This window comes from Clostridium sp., assembly GCF_021443865.1.
Lineage (GTDB): Bacteria > Bacillota > Clostridia > Clostridiales > Clostridiaceae > Clostridium.
The window spans coordinates 1-17,630 of the sequence record NZ_JABUTB010000033.1 but is presented as its reverse complement, the minus strand read 5'-3'; the positions used below and the strand labels follow the sequence as shown (position 1 = coordinate 17,630).

Here is a 17,630-nt window from a genome sequence, read left to right as displayed (position 1 = left end):
TATTAATTTCATTTAAAAGTAACTTTTTAAAATCCTCTTTGAAATCTTCAATTTTATCGTAGGAATTTAAATCTAATCCATCTACTAAAGTTTTATCTACATCTATTTCATCTAAATAACTTTCTACTATATTATCCCTTACTTCTTTATTTGTATTTTTAATAACTTTATTCAATAAGTCCTTTATTTCTCTTACTTCTTCTTTTAAGTTTTCTTCTGGCTCTTTTGATTTATTATTTTCTTTTTCTATAATATCTCTAATGCTATTTAAAGAAGTTTTAAAACTATCTACGTCATTATTTTTATTTATTATATTTTTTTGTTTTTCTTTTTTGCTATTTTCTAAAGCAGCAGTTACTTCAATTAATTTTGGTTTAAAATATCCCTTAACTCCTGAGTCCCTTATTTTTCTTTGGCTAATTATAATAGCTTCATTACCTAGTTCATATCTCATTCTTGTTAAGGCTTCATTCATATTCTTAACTATATACTTCTTTATTATCATTGTAGTGATATAACTCCTTCTGTTCTTATTTCTACGTCGTTAGGAATTTCATTTAATGATATTATCATAACATGTGGAAATACCATTTCTATAAGCTTTCTAAATACTGGTCTTATATTAGGAGATACTAATATAATTGGTTGGTTATTATAGAAGTAAACTCTATCTAAAGTATCTCTTATACAATTAAATATCCTAGTAGTTGTATCTGGATCTACTGCTGGGAAAGAGCCTTGTATTGATTTTTGAGTATTAGCAGAAACTATTTCTTCAATTTGTGATGATAATGTTACAACAGTTATTGCTCTATCATCATCTATGATTTGATTACATATAGTTCTAGCTAAAGAAAATCTCACGTATTCTGTTAATAATTCTAAGTCTTTAGTTAGCCTTGAATTATCAGCTAAGGATTCCATTATAGTAACCATATCCTTTATTGGCACCTTTTCTCTTAATAGATTTTGTAATACCTTTTGAAGTTCTCCTATGGTCATAAGATCTGGAATAAGTTCGTCAACTACTGTACTATACTTATCTTTAGTATTTTCTACTATTAACTGTACTTCTTGCCTTCCTAATAATTCATAGGAATGTGATTTAATGGTTTCTGTTAAATGAGTTACCATAACAGTAGTTGGGTCTACAACTGTTAACCCTTTAATTTCTGCTTCTTCTCTTTGATCTTTATTTATCCAAACTGCTGGAAGATTAAAGGTTGGTTCTATTGTTCTTATACCTGCAATTTGTGAATTATCACCAGATGGATCCATGCAAAGAAGCATATTAGCCATAAGCTCTGCAGAAGCAATTACTGTACCTCTAATTTTTATTACATACTCATTTGTTTTTAATTGTAGATTGTCTCTAATTCTTATTGGTTGTACTACAATTCCCATTTCTATTGCACATTGTCTTCTAACTGATGCAATTCTTTGTAATAAATCTCCTCCAGTAGATTCATCCGCTAATGGAATTAAACCATATCCTATTTCTACTTCCATTGGCTCTACTGAAATTAAACTCATAACATTTTCTGGTTCTTTTCTTTCCATTTCAGTATATTCTTCTTCAACTCTTGCAAGTTCTATTTCTTGGGTTTTTTGTTCTTCCTTTATAAGCATAAATGTTGAAACTCCACCGGTAATTGCTGCCAATAAAAATGGTATCATTGGCATCCCAGGTATTAATGATAAGAAGAACATTACAGCTGATACTATTCCTAATGCAACTGGAAAAGCTGTAAGTTGTTTACTAAAGGTTTTACCAAAGTTATCTGAACTTCCTGATCTAGTAACTAATATACCTGAAGCTGTTGAAATTAATAGGGCTGGTATTTGGCTAACTAACCCATCACCAATTGTAAGTTTTGTATATAATTCACCAGCTTGTAAAAAACTCATTCCATTCATTACTCCAATTACCATACCAGCTATTATATTTATAATAGTAATTATAATACCTGCTATAGCATCACCTTTTACGAACTTAGAAGCCCCATCCATAGACCCATAAAAATCTGCTTCTGATTGTAAATCTTCTCTTCTTTTTCTTGCAGTAGTTTCATCTATTAAACCTGCATTTAAATCTGCATCTATACTCATTTGTTTACCTGGCATTGCATCTAATGTAAATCTTGCTGAAACTTCTGATACTCTACCAGCACCATTTGTAATTACAACAAATTGAATTATTATTATAATTAAAAATATAATAATACCAACTACGTAATTCCCACCTATAACAAATTCCCCAAAGGCTTCTATTATCTTCCCAGCACTTCCTTCACTTAATATAAGTCTTGTTGAGGAAATATTTAAACCAAGTCTTAAAAGAGTGGTAACAAGTAATAGTGTTGGGAAAACTGATAGTTGTAAAACATTAGTTGTAAACATTGTAATCATTATAATTAATGCAGATAATGTAATATTAAAGGCTAATAAAACATCTAAAAGGGCTGATGGAAGCGGTATAATTATCATAAGTACTATACCTAATACTCCAAAGGCCACCAAAACATCTGAATTTTTCTTTAAATTTATTTTATTATTAACAAGCAACCTTATCCCATCCTTTATTTTCTAGTACCTTTTTTCTTTTTATCTAATTTATATACCATTGCTAATACCTCTGCTACAGCTTGATACATATCTTGAGGAATATCCTTGTCTATATCAACTGTTTCATATATTAATCTTGCTAAAGGTTTATTTTCTATTATTGGAACTTTAAATTCCATAGCCTTTTCCTTTATCTTAATTGCTATATTATCAGCACCTTTTGCTACAACCTTTGGTGCTTCCATTTGACCTTCTGTATACTTAATTGCAATCGCTAAATGGGTAGGGTTTGTAATTACTACTGTAGCTTCTCCTACTGATTGCATCATTCTTCTTTGTGATATTTCTCTTTGCTTTTGTTTTATTTTTGATTTTAGTTGTGGATCCCCTTCCATTTGCTTATATTCTTCTTTAATTTCTTGCTTTGTCATTCTTATATCCTTTTGAAATAATATATATTGAACCACATAGTCAATTACAGCAACAACAACAAGCAATATACATATTTTCACAAAAATACCTACTAATAAAGATTTTATTTCATTCCCTAATGAGGGTAAATAAAGATTACCAGTTTGCATTATTTTTTCAAAATTATCCCTTATATAATTGTAAGCTATAAATATAATAATTGATATTAGAATTATATTTTTTATAAGTTCTACCAATGATTTTTTTGAGAACATATTCTTAAATCCATTTATAGGATTTAATTTTCCAAAGGAAGGTTTAATAGCATCTTTAACTACTAAGAAACCAGATTGCAGTAAGCTAGCAGCTACTCCAGCTATCATAATAGGTAATACTATAGGCATAATAGCAATAGCAGCCTTACTTAATACTAGTATGTTTATGGATTTCAGACTACTTTCTGTTATTTCCATGGTTCCCATATCACCCAGGAAATAAATTACTCCATCTCTTAGTACTGATACAACAAGACCACTTAAGGCTACTATAACTAATGTAGTAGCTATCAGAGTAATAGCTAGTCCTATATCTTTACTTCTTGGAATTTGTCCTTTTTTTCTTGAATCACTTTTCTTCTTTGGTGTAGCTTCTTCAGTCTTTTCATCTGCTCCAATTAAAAATACTAATGGTACTGTGGTAATAATTTTTCTAAATATATCTGGCAAATAACTAATATTACTAACAAATATTTTTATTATAATTGGTAATGAAACTGCTATTGATATAATTCCAATTAGCATTTTAACAGGCATTCCTAAAATCATTACATTTATTTGCGGTACTGCCCTTGATATTAATCCCATGCAAACGTCTGCTAATAATATTATTAATACTATGGGGATTGCTATTTTCAAACCTATTACGAAATAATTTGCTATAATTTCAATCATAGTCATCATGGTATCTCCATAAAATAACCCTTTGCCAATTGGTAGTAATACAAAGCTTTCTATAAGAGATTTAATTAGCATATGATGACCATTTATTATAAAGAAAATAACTAATGCTACATAGTGGAGTAAATTTCCTGTTATTGTAGTGCTTGTCTCACTATTTGGATCTATAGTATTTAGCATACTAAGTCCTATATGTACATCTATTAAGCTTCCAGCCATAAGTAATACTTCGAAGGCTATATTAGAAATCATCCCAAGTATTAATCCATCTGTAATTTCAAAGAACATATAAATAACTAAATAGTAATTGCTTGTAATTCCTTCAATACTTGAATAATCTATTCCTCCTAGTAAAGCGAAGGAAAATATAAGAGAAAATATAGCTTTTAATGTTATTGGAGTTCCTTTTGGAAAGAAAACATTTGTTATAACAAAAAATGATGTTATCCTTAAAAATATTAAAAATAGTGCTAAAAAGTAGGATGTATTTATCATACTTACCTACCTCCCTATGTAGAAATTCTAATAATTAATTCGAATATTCTTTGTGTAAAACTCACTAAGCTATGGAGCATAAAACTGCCTAAAAATAATCCTACTGCTGCAATTCCAATAAGTTTTGGAACAAAGGTTAATGTTTGTTCTTGAATCTGAGTCGTTGCTTGAAATATACTTATTATCAATCCTATTAATATAGATACTAATAGAATTGGACCTGCTACTTTTAAAGCAGTCATTAGTGCATCTTTTACTATTCCTATTATTAAACTTTCACTCATTTCCTTACTTACCCTCCAAAGCTCATTATTAAGGACTTAACCATTAAGTACCAACCATCTACCATAACAAATAAAAGAAGTTTGAATGGTAAAGCTACCATAACAGGTGGTACCATAAACATCCCCATGGACATAAGCACACTTGCCACTACCATATCTATAATTAAGAATGGTAAAAATAGTAGGAAGCCTATTTGAAAGGCTGTCTTTAATTCACTTATTGCAAAAGCAGGAATAACAACAGTTAATGGAATATTATCTCTAGTTATTTCATCCATATTAAGTTTTGAGGCTTCAGCAAATAATTCTAAATCCTTTTGCCTAGTTTGCTTTAGCATAAAATCTCTTAAGGGCTTGCTTCCAATCTCCATTGCTTCCTCTTGTGTTATTTCATTTTTCATAAAAGGTTCGAAAGCATTATTATTAATTTCAGTATAAACTGGTTTCATTATAAAAATAGTTAAAAATAATGCTAGTCCAATAAGAATTTGGTTAGGAATTGATTGTTGTGCTCCTAGTGCATTCTTTAAAAAAGAAAATACTACTATTATTCTTGTAAAAGAAGTCATCATAATTATTATTGATGGTAATAGCGTTAATATAGTTAATATTATTAACAATTTTATATTATCCACATAATTTTCAGGTGATGTATTCTCTCCTCCAACAGATATATTAAGGTCTGGAATATTTATAGGCTCTGCTCTAACACTTTTATTAAAAGTAAATATTAAAGCCACTACTACAAATATCATAAATATATATTTTTTATTCTTCATATAAATCTTCCTTTTAGTTATTTTTCCTCTTAAAGCTATTAATCTTAGATTTAAATCCTAATAATGCTGTATTGTATTGTTCATTAATTTTTTCTTTATCTCGTATTTTATCTTCTTCTATAATAAGTATGTCTTCCTTAGATAATTCATCTAATTTTTCTATTTTATTGTTAGATATACTTAATATATAGCCCTTATCTCCAACCTTAACTACTGCTATAGAGGCTTCTCTAGATATTTGACTTCTTTCTAATACTTTTATATGTTTATTGCTATTAATTTTACTAAGCTTATCTCCACTTAGCTTAAATGTAAGATACATTAATCCTAATACAACAGCTAAAGCAAATATTAACTTTAAAAATAGAAATACTAAATCCATATCTTATCTCATCTTTCTCTACTGTACAATTATTTCACTAATATATAAATCCTTTAATACTCCACTAGTAAGCTTTTGATTTATTCTAGCTATTAAGTCTCCTTTTAAAATAACCTCATTAGCTGGTTCGAAATCCTTAGCATCACAAGATTTTATATAAAAGTTAGCCACATCTCTAATTATTACTTTTTTATCCTCTAATTCTTCTGATAAATCTTTATTGGCTTTATCATAGCTAACAGACATATTTAGCTTTACATATCTTTTAGAATTTTCATCACTTAGATTTACAAATATTTCTCCAATTTCAACAAAGCCTTCCTTTACAAATACAGGCTTAGTGGCATTATTTTTACTCATATAAAAATATGTTCCTCCAAAAACACCTCCACCTACTAATATTAAAATAATTATTACGATTAAAATTACTTTTTTGTTACTTTTATTTTCACCAGCCATTTTTAACTTTCCCCCTCGTCAGACGTAACTATTAATATATCTACCCTTCTATTCTTAGCCATACCTTCATAGCTATCATTTGGTGATACTGGTTTAAACTCTCCATATCCTATAGCTGAAAATCTCTTAGGATCTTGTCCTTTACTTTCTACAAAATATCTAACAACATTAACAGCTCTATCTGCAGACAATTCCCAATTTGAAGGAAATCTTGATGTATTAATTGCTCTATTATCTGTATGTCCTTCTATTAATATAGGATTATCCATCTGTGCAATAATAGTTAATAATTTATCTAGTATTGCTTTACTGTCTTCTCTTAAATCAGAACTTGAAGTTTCAAATAATATATTATCCCTTAGTTGCATTGCAACGCCTCTTTCATCATCAATAATTTCTACTACACCTTGTAGATTATTATCAGAAACAAACTTTTTAAGGTTATTATATAATCTTTGTTGTTCTGTTAATGATTCTCCACTTTCAATAGTATCCACAGTTTCTCCACCTATTAAAGGCACTTCACCATTATACAAATTATATTCAAGTATACTAGTTCCACCTTCTCCACTCATCATGGATGTAAATGCATTAGATATACTTTTGGTTTTTTCAGAATCTACTGAAGACATAGAATATAGTAATACGAAAAATGTAAGTAATAGAGTTACGGTGTCAGCATAGGTTGCCATCCATTCGTCTCCTCTTAACCCGCCACCTTTGTTTTTCTTATTTCTAGCCATTAAATAACAACTCCTTCACCATTTTCAATGCTGTTATTTAAATAATCTAATTTTTCTTTAGGAGGTAAGTATGTTATAAGCTTTTCTTCTACAATTCTAGGATTAACACCTGATTGTATAGCAAGTATTCCTTCTAACATCATTTCTCTTTCTCCAACTTCCTTAGCACTTTTTTGTTTTAGGTTAGTTGCTATAGGATTACATAAAAGGTTTGCTAATATTGATCCATAAAAAGTAGTAATTAAGGCTTTTCCCATTCCAGATGCTATATTAGCTACATCAGTTAAATTAGATAACATTTGTATTAATCCAATTAATGTTCCAAGCATACCAAAGGCTGGTGCATAAGCTCCCCAGGATAAAAATATTCCTGCCCCTTTATCATGTCTGCTTTCCATTTCACCAATTTCAAGTTCTAATATTTCTCTTATAGTTTCTGGTTCTATACCATCAACCACCATTTGTAATCCCTTTTTTAAGAAAGGGTCTTCCATTTCTGAAATATCGTCCTCTAAGGATAATAGACCTTCTCTTCTTGCCTTTTTTGAAAGAACACTAAATTTTTCAATTATATCTTTACCTGATGAACTTTTTTCTTTAAAAGCTTCAACAAATAATTTTCCCATATTCATAACTTCTTCTAGAGAATATGTAATTAAAAGTGCTGCCACAGATCCTCCTACAGTTATAATTACAGATGATAAATCCCAAAATATTTTAAGACTACTTCCAAGAAGCATTCCATAAAGCATCAAAACTATGCCTAAAACTAAACCTACTGAGGTCAACACGTCTGATTTTTTCATAATTTACTTCCCCCCATTACAATCTATAAGTAACTATTTTATTTTTATATTTAATTACTTTTTCAACTACTTCTTCTACTCTTTCTAGTACAATGTATTTCTTACCATTAGTTAAAGTTATAAGAGTTTCGGGAACCTCTTCTATTTTTTCTATGTGGTCTGCATTTAAGATAAAAGCTCTATTATTCATAGCAGTTAAATCTATCATTCTCTATCTACCCTCTTTATCCTATATTTTATAAACTCTTAAAACTATTTACTATTAAGAGCTGAAAACTCAGCTCTTAATAGTAAAGGTATAGAATTTATATTATCTCTTTAAGTTTATAATATCTTGAAGTATTTCATCTCCAGTAGTAATCATCTTTCCAGCTGCTTGGAAGGCTCTACTTGAAGTTATCATATCAGTAAATTGCTCTGCTAAATCTACATTTGACATTTCAAGCATACCTTGAAGGTTATCTCCATATCCCTTTGAGTTATCATCACCTAATGTTCCAATACCACTTTTAATTACTGCTTCCCCTGAGTTAACTGAAGAACCATAAAGATTACCACCTAATTTAGTTAATCCTTCTGGATTTTTGAAGCTAGCCATAGCGATTTGACCAAGTGCAGCTACTCTACCATCTTCTAAAACTCCATTTATTATTCCATTTTTATCTATTGTATATGTCTTAATTCTAAGTTCTGTATCTGTTCCAGGTATTCTAACCTTATCTGGAATCTTTAAAGTTTTAAGTTGTCCATCATAGGATCTTAAATCTTTTGTACCATCTACAAAGTTAATACTTCCATCAATATTCATACTTTCTACAGGAGTTCCCCCAAAGGTTTCCTCTGAAGCAACACCACCTATTTCCATAGGCTTTCCAGTAGCTATTATGCCTTGATCAATACCTTGTGCTTCTAAAGCTCTTGTTAATGCATCTTGAATATTCTTTGCTGTAATAGCATTAGGAGTTACAAAATCTCCATTTATAGTTATTGTTTTGTTTCTTGAATCAATAACAGTTGATGTCCTAGTTCCTTGTGTTATTGTTCCTACTTGGAATTTGTATCCATTAAGGGCTGAACCTGCATCAAAGGTTAGCTCAACTCCACCTACTATTACTTTTGACGGTGACTTATCTGTTTCTCCACCTTCAATATTATCAGAAGTTAATCCTGTATATGGCTTAGATGTTCCTGATACTTTTACCTCTGGTGAATCAGTAGTATGAACCTTAGCTAAAGCAGCATTTATTTTATCTTCTAAATCCTTTGCTGAAACTTTTTTAGTAAAATCACCTGTTATAACTAATTTAGGTGAAGCATTCGCTGTACCTTGTGTATATGTTACATTTAAACCTGGTTCATTAATATCAGTGATTTTAAATTCTACATTGTTTAATATTGTTCCCTTTGGAAGTTCTACATTTAGTCCTGCTATATTTAAAGCCCTTGGAGAAGATTCTGTAATACCATCTTTGAATTTAATCTTATTTGATATTTCGTTTAAGTCTATATTTCCAGTTACCTTTAATTCAGTTTTAATTCCATTAGCTTTTAATGCACTATTTAATTTAGTTTGTAATTCTGTATTAGTAAATTTAACTGGTGTAGTATTAAAATCGCCATTAATTATTATGCTGCCATTTTCAACAACTACTGTTAATGGAGTTCCAACCGCACTTTCACCTATTGAAATACTGTAATCATTAAGCTCTCCATTAGTTTGACCAGTAAATTCAAATCCACCAACTTTTTTTGGTGCACTTCCATCCTTTGCATCTACTATTTCTGAAGGAACATTTATTTTCCCTGAATCATCTGATGCTCCGCTTATGTTACTTAATGTTGCTGGTGATCCTGTTATTTTAGCTTCTTGAGAAATTCCAGCATCTTTAAGCTTTTTATTTAAATCATCTTCTAAATCTGATGCATTAAAGCCTTTAGTTAAATAATCTGCATTTATAACAATTTTCTTTCTACCTTTTTCTACTATTACATCTAATTTTTGAGGAGATATTTCACCAATTTCAAAACTATATCCATTTAGCTCACTACCTTCACTAAGTTGAATATTAAAGCCTCCAATTGATACTAATTTAGGTGCTAATGCATCTGTACCACCAACTACTGAATCAGAACCTAAGCCTTCAAAACTAAGTGGTTTTCCTGATACAAATACTTGTTGAGATATACCATTTGATGATAAACTTTTATTCACTGCTGATTCTACTTGTGCAGGAGTTATAGCCCCTGTACTAGAAAAATCTCCATTTACAACTATAAGTTTTTCTGCTTTATTTATATCTGCTGAAGTAACCGTTCCTGGTCCAATAGCTCCTAATACAACTTTAAATCCATTTAATTGAGATCCTGGTCCAAATCTAAAATCTAAGCCAGCAGTATTTACTGTGTTAGGGGATAATCCTGTTGCCATTTGTGCACTATCGTCATTAGTTAATGAATATCCCATAATTCTGAACCCATCACCAGTTAATAAATTACCTTGTTCATCTAATATAAAGGCCCCATCTCTTGAATACATAATTTCTGATCCTGAATTACTTAATGATTGTTCTGTTATACTATGTGCTCCTGCTCTATGATTTACTTCTAATGTAGAACCATATATTGTAGGGCCTTTACTTACCATAAAGAATCCATCACCATCTATAGCAACATCTAACTGTCTACCTGTTGGTTGCATCATACCTTGTGTCATTACGCTATCTATACTTGCAAGTTGTACACCTAGTCCAACTTGACTAGCATTTACTCCCCCTTGATTATTTGATGGTGCCATAGCATCAGAAACATTTTGACTAAGCATATCACTAAATCTTGCTCTTGATGATTTAAAGGAAGTTGTTCCTACATTTGATATATTATTACCTATAACATCTAATTTTGTTTGATTAACTTTCATACCGCTTATACCAGAATACATTGATCTTAACATTATTATTTGACCTCCAACCCATTATTTTTTTCTTGTATCTATCATTCAACAAGAATTAAGCCTCCTAAATTAGGTCCAGCTTATAAAATTACAACGCTATCAATATTTGTATAAATATTATCCTTTGCTCTCTCTTTCTCTATAGCTGTAATTACTGTTTTATTTTCTATACTTGCAATTAAAGCTACGTCCTTATATATCATTACTGAATTTTTAGAACCCTTTTCTTCTGCTATTTTAAAACCTTTTCCGATTTCCTTCATATCTGCCTCTGTAAACTTTATTTCTTTAAGTCTATCTGCAGCATGTTTTGATAAAGTATAAGAAGATTCATTCCTCTTAATTTCATCTTTTAATATTTCATCGAAATTACTTTTCATATTAACGGACTTTTCTCTTAAACCTTCATTTGGTAATTTAAAATTACCTATGGGATAAGCTTGTCCGTTTATTACTCTAAATCCCAAAATATCACCTACTTTTATTATTAGCTTTCAGTTTCTTCTGGTTTGATATCTTCCTTTTTATTAGAAGCTTTTATAACTTTATCGTAAGTAAATTCTTGTATTTCATCAGTATCGTGTAGTTTTACTCTTACTTTAACTACTCCCTGATCTTTTACTATTCCTAAAACTTCACCAGTTTTATTGTTACTGTTTTCTCCCTTTTCATTTAATTCAATATGCTTACCAATAAATGATGAGGCAACTAAGAATGACATATTACCATTAATATTATTTATAGATGGTAATGAATAATCTGGTACATCTAAAACAGTAAGAATATCGCTTATATCAAAATCCTTATATGTATTAGTTCCATTTTCATTAACTTCTACTGAAATAGTAGTTTTGGACGAATTAGTAGTTACTGATTTAACTATACCCGTATAATTAACACCTTCACTATTAACACTTTTTAATGTAACTCCCTTACCTGCTAATGAGTTATTTGCATAACCAGTCATAGTTGTATTTAAGTTAGTCATTTGCTCCATAGATGCAAATTGTGCCATTTGAGTTACATATTGTGTTGAATCATTATTTCCCATTGGATCCATATTAGATAATTCTGCTGACAATATTGTTAAAAAAGCATTTTTATCCATTTCTTGTCCTTGCTTTAGAATTTTAGTTCCTCTATCTGTGGCTCTTGCTCCAGTATAACTATTTATTACATTAGACATTTATACACCTCCTAAGCTAATAAATTTACATTTCCTTCATTAATTAAATCTTCAATTATTTCTTCTTCCACAAAGGATTTACTATTTATTTTGCTTACCCTTTGATTTTCAGCTTCTTCCTTTGAGTTTTCTCTGCCACTAAAGAAAGTAGTATCCTCATTATAGATTCCTATATTAACTTCTTGGATTCTAATATTTTGATTTTCTAATGTTTTCTTTATATCATTTAAATTAGAATTTAATAAATTATAAGTTTCTTTAGATGTTGCCTTTATTTCTGCCTTCATTATTCCCTCTTGAGAAATTAGTTTAATTGTCATTTCACCAAGCTCTTTTGGATAAATTTTAACATTTAACTCTTCTAAAGAATTTTTAACCATATATTTTATATTTTTAATGAAATCTAAATTTATATTATCTTTACTAATAACTACTGGCTCTTTTATTACTTCTATACTGGAATTATTTCTATTTAACCTATCATAGTAATTTAAAACCTTAGAAAAACTTTGATTGTTATCATCATCTAAAATTTTCATAAGAACTTCTTCTTCTTTATTAACAGCCTTATTACTTAAATATGAATTATCATTAAAATTATCTTCTTTTAAATCATCACTTAAAGTAGAATGAAAGTTATTTGTGTTTATATTAGTATCAATTTCGACTACTGAATTTTTATCACCATTCTCTACTTGTTTATTACTAAAATCATTTTTTGATTTTAAAACTAAAGTATTAAATATTTCTTTACTAATATCAGTATTTATTTTTTTTTCTACTTCTTTTACAGTCTCTTCTGGAAGGCTATTTAATAAGTTGTTAAATTCCTTTAATAATTCAGCTTCTATACTGTCAATAGATACATCTTCATTTACTTTATAAGAACTTGCATTTTCTAATAAATCACTTAGCATGCTATTAATATTCTTTAATACTTCTTTAGTGGAATTTACTTCACTAGCCTCTAAAGATAAATCATTACCACCATTGAATACTTCATAGACAGAATTATTTATAAAGCTTAGATCTGATAATTCTTCTATTTCTTGTGATTTATCATAATTCATTTCCTCTGTATTATTAATATTTATTTCCTTGAAATTAACTTCCATTAAATTTAATAATATAATAATTACTTCATTTAAATTCTCATCTAAGAAACCATCATCTAAATCTTCGTTATTAAGTATCTTTTCTAACTTTTCTGAAACTTTAGAAATTAACTCTTTATTTGAAATTTCATTTTCTTCTACACCAATTAATTTTTCATCATTATTTTCATTTATATTTCTATTATCATTTAGTTTCTTATCAGATATATTATTGCTTAAATTCTTAGATAAATAACTTTTAAAATCTTCTTTATCATCTATCTTGATGTTTTCAGACTTCTGATATAAGTTTAAATTTTGAAGCTTATTACTTAAGTTAACTAATACAGAACTATCTACCACCTATATCACCTCCTTTCAATGACTTCTTATGTACGCATATAAAGAAAGTTCATCAATTAAAATTTGTTCTTTTCTTGTTTCTTCCTTTACATACTCTATATATTTTCTTTCCTTTAATATATCTACTGTCTTTCTATCTACTTGCTTTTTTATTAGATCTTCTCTTCGTATTTCTAATTCTTTATTTTTAATTGTTAGGCTTTTTTCAGTTTCAGAAATCCCCTTATCTAAAGCATATAAATAATTACGTTTAATTTTTTGATAAACTACAGATTCTCCGTCTTTAATTCCAATATATTTTTCATAATTTTCTTTAAGTCCTGTAAGTTTTGTTTCAGTATCTTGTTTTTCTCTTTGAGTTTTAGTAAAATTCCTTTTACTTTCTTCTTCTTTTTCTATTCTTATTTCTAAAAGCTTTTCTAAGCTAAATTTAAATTTATTTGTCATCCCCATACATCCTTTTAACTTCTAAACATTGATACTAATGCATTTAACGAATCATTAAAATTTGATTTTTCATTAATTGTCTGCTTTAAGTATTTATTTAACCTATCACTAAATTGAATAGATAAATCTATTTTTTTATTACTTCCTTTAACATATGCACCTAAGTTAATTAAATCTTCCGCATCCTTATATGTCGCAAGTAAATCTCTACCAAAGGAAGCAGCTTCCTTATGATTATCTGATGCAATATTAGGCATAAGTCTACTTATACTATTTAGAATATCTATAGCTGGATAATGATTTTTATGGGCTAATTGTCTCGATAAAACAATATGTCCATCTAAGATCCCTCTAACTGCATCTGCTATAGGTTCATTAAAGTCATCTCCATCTACTAATACAGTATAAAAAGCCGTAATAGATCCCTTATCTGAGGTTCCTGATCTTTCCATAAGTTTAGGTAATTTTGCAAAAACTGATGGTGTATACCCTTTTTGAGCTGGAGGTTCTCCAATAGCTAGTCCAACCTCTCTTTGAGCCATGGCAAATCTTGTTACAGAATCCATCATCAATATAACCTTTTTGCCCTTGTCCCTAAAATATTCTGCTATAGCTGTAGCAGTTAAAGCTCCTTTTATTCTTATTAATGCAGGCTTGTCAGAAGTTGCACATACAACTACTGACCTTTTCATGCCTTCTGGTCCTAAGTCCTTTTCAATAAATTCTAAAACTTCTCTTCCTCTTTCTCCAATAAGAGATATAACATTAATATCTGCTTCTGCCTCTCTTGCTATCATTCCTAAAGTAGTACTTTTACCTACTCCTGAACCAGCAAAAATTCCAATTCTTTGCCCTTCACCAACTGTTAAAAATCCATCTATAGCTCTTACTCCTGTTGGTAATATTTCAGTAATCCTTTTTCTTTTTAAAGGATCTGGAGGCTGGTTTTCTATTGGATATTTTTCTCCTTTAAGTAAAGTTTCATCATCTAATGGATTTCCAAGGCCATCTAAAACCATTCCTAATAATTCTTCTGAGCATCTAACTTCTAATGGTCTTCTCTCTGGCACAACTCTACATCCTGGTGCTATGCCAATAAGTTCTCCTAAAGGCATTAATAATACAGCATCTTTTCTAAATCCAACTACTTCACACTTAATAGGATGACCATCTTGGTTATAAATAGTACATAACTCTCCAACAAAGGCTTTTACTCCTTGTACTTCTATAGTTAAGCCTATTACTTCCTTTACAGTTCCTTCTAAATAGTGAGTATTAACTTCTTTTATTTTTCTACTTATAGCATTAAAGTCTACATTTATCATATTTACACCTACTATTTAAATAATGCATTTTCAAGTTTTTCTAAAGCTATATCTAAGCCAATAGTTGCTTTCCCCGTGCCTTTATCAATTATTGCATTTCCAGCTTCCATAAGCTCATCCTCTAATATAAATATCTCCCCTTTAATTGCATATGCTTGCTTGTAAAAATTGACTTTTTCTTTTATAGATTTTATATGAATATTATTGCATCTGATAATTATATTTTCTTCACCTTTAGCTTCTTCTAAAATACTTTCTATTAATGGTAGTATTCCTTCTGAATGCTTTAATTCGTTCTTAGCAATAACACTTGCCATATCAAAGGCAAGCTTTAATATTTCATCTTCCTTATTAAGTAAGTATTCCTTATACTCTTTATTAGCCTTTTCTAAAGTATTTTCAGCTTTATCTATTTTTTCTTTTACTTCCTTTTCTGTTTCTAATGTAACCTTTTCAATAGCTTGTCTATAACCATCTTCATAACCATCTTCATAGCCATTTGACTTTCCTTGATTATATCCATCTTCATAGGCTTTTTTCTCTATTTCACCTGCAATGATTTGAGATTTTCTTTTAATGTCTTCAGCTTCTTGCTTAGCTTTTTTAATTATGTTTGCACCTAAAATTCTATATTTTTTTTTAAAATCATCTTCTATTGAATAGCTATTATCCTGATTTCCTTCTACATGTTTTACTGTATAGTTTGTTTCAATAACCTTTTTTGAAGCATCTAAAGCTGACTGACTTTTGATTAAATTATATGATGATTGCATCTTCTCCACCTCTTGAAATTATTATTTCTTGAGCATCGTCTAACCTTCTAATAATAGCAACAATTTTTTGTTGAGATTTTTCAACATCCATAAGTCTTACTGGTCCTAAGAATTCCATATCTTCCTTTAATGAAGCAGCAGCTCTCTTAGATTGATTTCTGTAAATTGCATTAGCAACTTCATCAGAACTTCCTTTAAGAGCAAGAGCAAGTTCTTTACCATCAACTTCTCTAAGAATTCTTTGAATAGAAATATCATCAAGAGTAATGATGTCTTCAAATACGAACATTGAGCTCTTAACAATATCAGCAAGCTCTGCATCTTCTCTTTCTAAGCTTTCTGTAATATTCTTTTCAGTAGTTCTATCTACTTGGTTTAATATATCAACTAAGGATTCCACTCCACCTAAAGCTGTCATTTCACTTCTTACAACTGAACTTAACTTACTTTCTAAAACCTTCTCTATTTCCTTAATTACCATAGGGGATGTATTACTCATAGTAGCTATTCTATAAGCAACATCACTTTGGGTGTCTTCAGGAAGTTCTGCAAGAACCTGTGCTGCCTTATCTGGTTGTAAGTAGCAAAGAATTAATGCTATAGTTTGTGGATGCTCATAACTAATTACATTTAATAATTGATGAGCATCAGCTTTTCTAGCAATAGAAAATGGTCTATATTGTTGAGTTGCTTCTGTTACTTTACTTAAAATTTCATTTGCTCTTTGAGTACCTAAAGCTTTAGCTAGTAAAGTTCTGGCATAATCAATACCACCTTCTATAATATAGTCCCTTGCCTTATTAATTTCTAAAAATTCATCTAAAATAGCTTCCCTTTGTTCTGCTGATACTGTTGAAATATTTGCTATTTCATAGGTAATTTTTTGTATTTCAGATTCCGGTAATTTTTTTAAAATTCCAGAAGATGCTTCAGGCCCAAGAGTTATAAATAATATAGCTGCTTTTTTAACTCCACTTAATTTAACTGATTCTCTTGCCATATTATCACCTCTCACTTTCAGCTAACCAAGATTTGATTATATCTACAACTTGATCTGGTTTATCTGTTGCATATTTCTTTATTTCATTTTCAATAATTACTTTTGGATTAACAGTTTCAAAATCAATGCTTTGAACTTCTTCATTTATTTTATTAGAAATTCTATCATCAATTACAACATCTAATAAGTTTTCATTCTCTTGATTATTCTTTTTCCTTCTTCTAACAATTATTAAAGTTATTATAATTACTATTAATCCTAATACTCCTAATATAGAGTATAGAATAATTCTATTTCTGTTTTTCAGAGCTAAATCTCCATTACCTTCTGTTCCATCCACTAAGTCTGGTTTATTAGCAGGATCAAAGGTCATTCCTACAACTGAAATACTATCTCCTCTATCAGTTTTTAAACCAATAGCATTTGCTACAGATTGTTCTAGTGCAGTTTGTACATTTCCTTGAATATTCCCATCAATGAAGACTGAAGCTGTTAGTCTCTTAACTTCACCTGGTGCACTTATTGTCTTTGTTTCTGTCTTTCCAATTTCATAATTTGTATTTACTTCTTCTTTAGAAGATCCTGTATTATTATTTTCTTCATCTATAGTAT

The 17,630-nt window shown here is 29.4% G+C and carries 18 protein-coding genes and 2 pseudogenes; all 20 read right to left on the bottom strand.

Annotated elements, in window-relative coordinates; all coding sequences use genetic code 11:
• Positions 1-505 (bottom strand): annotated as a pseudogene (locus tag HUJ77_RS07230) (flagellar biosynthesis protein FlhF); the annotation flags it as partial.
• Positions 502-2,565 carry a flagellar biosynthesis protein FlhA gene (flhA, locus tag HUJ77_RS07225; RefSeq protein WP_291707903.1) on the bottom strand — a complete coding sequence of 688 codons (2,064 nt, stop codon included), beginning with the start codon at positions 2,563-2,565 and terminating at the stop codon, positions 502-504. The gene flhA and the pseudogene HUJ77_RS07230, both read right to left, overlap by 4 nt.
• A gap of 14 nt (positions 2,566-2,579) precedes the next feature.
• A complete protein-coding gene (locus HUJ77_RS07220) occupies positions 2,580-4,427 on the bottom strand; it encodes a fused FliR family export protein/FlhB family type III secretion system protein (protein WP_291707902.1) in 1,848 nt (615 codons plus the stop codon).
• Between the two features lie 14 nt (positions 4,428-4,441).
• Positions 4,442-4,711: a flagellar biosynthesis protein FliQ gene (gene fliQ, locus HUJ77_RS07215; protein ID WP_291707901.1), complete on the bottom strand. Its 270-nt coding sequence runs from the start codon at positions 4,709-4,711 to the stop codon at positions 4,442-4,444.
• A gap of 8 nt (positions 4,712-4,719) precedes the next feature.
• Positions 4,720-5,496: a flagellar type III secretion system pore protein FliP gene (gene fliP, locus HUJ77_RS07210; protein ID WP_291707905.1), complete on the bottom strand. Its 777-nt coding sequence runs from the start codon at positions 5,494-5,496 to the stop codon at positions 4,720-4,722.
• Positions 5,497-5,503: 7 nt separating this feature from the next.
• The gene (locus tag HUJ77_RS07205; protein WP_291707900.1) at positions 5,504-5,872 is read right to left on the bottom strand and encodes a flagellar biosynthetic protein FliO; all 369 of its coding nucleotides are present in this window, start codon (positions 5,870-5,872) and stop codon (positions 5,504-5,506) included.
• An 18-nt stretch (positions 5,873-5,890) separates the two neighbouring features.
• Positions 5,891-6,331: a flagellar basal body-associated FliL family protein gene (locus tag HUJ77_RS07200; RefSeq protein WP_291707899.1), complete on the bottom strand. Its 441-nt coding sequence runs from the start codon at positions 6,329-6,331 to the stop codon at positions 5,891-5,893.
• A 2-nt stretch (positions 6,332-6,333) separates the two neighbouring features.
• Positions 6,334-7,074, bottom strand: coding sequence for an OmpA family protein (locus tag HUJ77_RS07195; protein ID WP_291707898.1), 741 nt, complete (start codon positions 7,072-7,074; stop codon positions 6,334-6,336).
• Complete coding sequence (locus HUJ77_RS07190; protein ID WP_291707897.1) at positions 7,074-7,880, bottom strand: motility protein A; 807 nt, start codon at positions 7,878-7,880, stop codon at positions 7,074-7,076. Before HUJ77_RS07190 ends, HUJ77_RS07195 begins: the two co-directional genes overlap by 1 nt.
• A 16-nt stretch (positions 7,881-7,896) precedes the next feature.
• A complete protein-coding gene (locus tag HUJ77_RS07185; RefSeq protein WP_291707896.1) occupies positions 7,897-8,088 on the bottom strand; it encodes a flagellar FlbD family protein in 192 nt (63 codons plus the stop codon).
• A gap of 102 nt (positions 8,089-8,190) precedes the next feature.
• Positions 8,191-10,308: a flagellar hook-basal body complex protein gene (locus tag HUJ77_RS07180; protein ID WP_291707904.1), complete on the bottom strand. Its 2,118-nt coding sequence runs from the start codon at positions 10,306-10,308 to the stop codon at positions 8,191-8,193.
• A gap of 213 nt (positions 10,309-10,521) precedes the next feature.
• A pseudogene (locus HUJ77_RS07175) lies at positions 10,522-10,818 on the bottom strand (flagellar hook-basal body complex protein); the annotation flags it as partial.
• A 92-nt stretch (positions 10,819-10,910) separates the two neighbouring features.
• On the bottom strand, positions 10,911-11,297 hold the full coding sequence (locus HUJ77_RS07170; RefSeq protein WP_291707895.1) for a TIGR02530 family flagellar biosynthesis protein: 387 nt from the start codon (positions 11,295-11,297) through the stop codon (positions 10,911-10,913).
• A 20-nt stretch (positions 11,298-11,317) separates the two neighbouring features.
• Positions 11,318-12,016, bottom strand: coding sequence for a flagellar hook capping FlgD N-terminal domain-containing protein (locus HUJ77_RS07165; RefSeq protein ID WP_291707894.1), 699 nt, complete (start codon positions 12,014-12,016; stop codon positions 11,318-11,320).
• Positions 12,017-12,027: 11 nt separating this feature from the next.
• A complete protein-coding gene (locus HUJ77_RS07160; RefSeq protein ID WP_291707893.1) occupies positions 12,028-13,473 on the bottom strand; it encodes a flagellar hook-length control protein FliK in 1,446 nt (481 codons plus the stop codon).
• Between the two features lie 15 nt (positions 13,474-13,488).
• Positions 13,489-13,920, bottom strand: coding sequence for a flagellar export protein FliJ (fliJ, locus tag HUJ77_RS07155; protein ID WP_291707892.1), 432 nt, complete (start codon positions 13,918-13,920; stop codon positions 13,489-13,491).
• A 14-nt stretch (positions 13,921-13,934) separates the two neighbouring features.
• The gene (gene fliI, locus HUJ77_RS07150) at positions 13,935-15,245 is read right to left on the bottom strand and encodes a flagellar protein export ATPase FliI (protein WP_291707891.1); all 1,311 of its coding nucleotides are present in this window, start codon (positions 15,243-15,245) and stop codon (positions 13,935-13,937) included.
• An 11-nt stretch (positions 15,246-15,256) separates the two neighbouring features.
• Complete coding sequence (locus tag HUJ77_RS07145) at positions 15,257-16,018, bottom strand: FliH/SctL family protein (protein WP_291707890.1); 762 nt, start codon at positions 16,016-16,018, stop codon at positions 15,257-15,259.
• The gene (fliG, locus tag HUJ77_RS07140; protein WP_291707889.1) at positions 16,002-17,018 is read right to left on the bottom strand and encodes a flagellar motor switch protein FliG; all 1,017 of its coding nucleotides are present in this window, start codon (positions 17,016-17,018) and stop codon (positions 16,002-16,004) included. Before fliG ends, HUJ77_RS07145 begins: the two co-directional genes overlap by 17 nt.
• 4 nt (positions 17,019-17,022) lie before the next feature.
• The coding region (locus HUJ77_RS07135) for a flagellar M-ring protein FliF C-terminal domain-containing protein (protein WP_291707888.1) at positions 17,023-17,630 on the bottom strand (608 nt) is incomplete at its 5' end.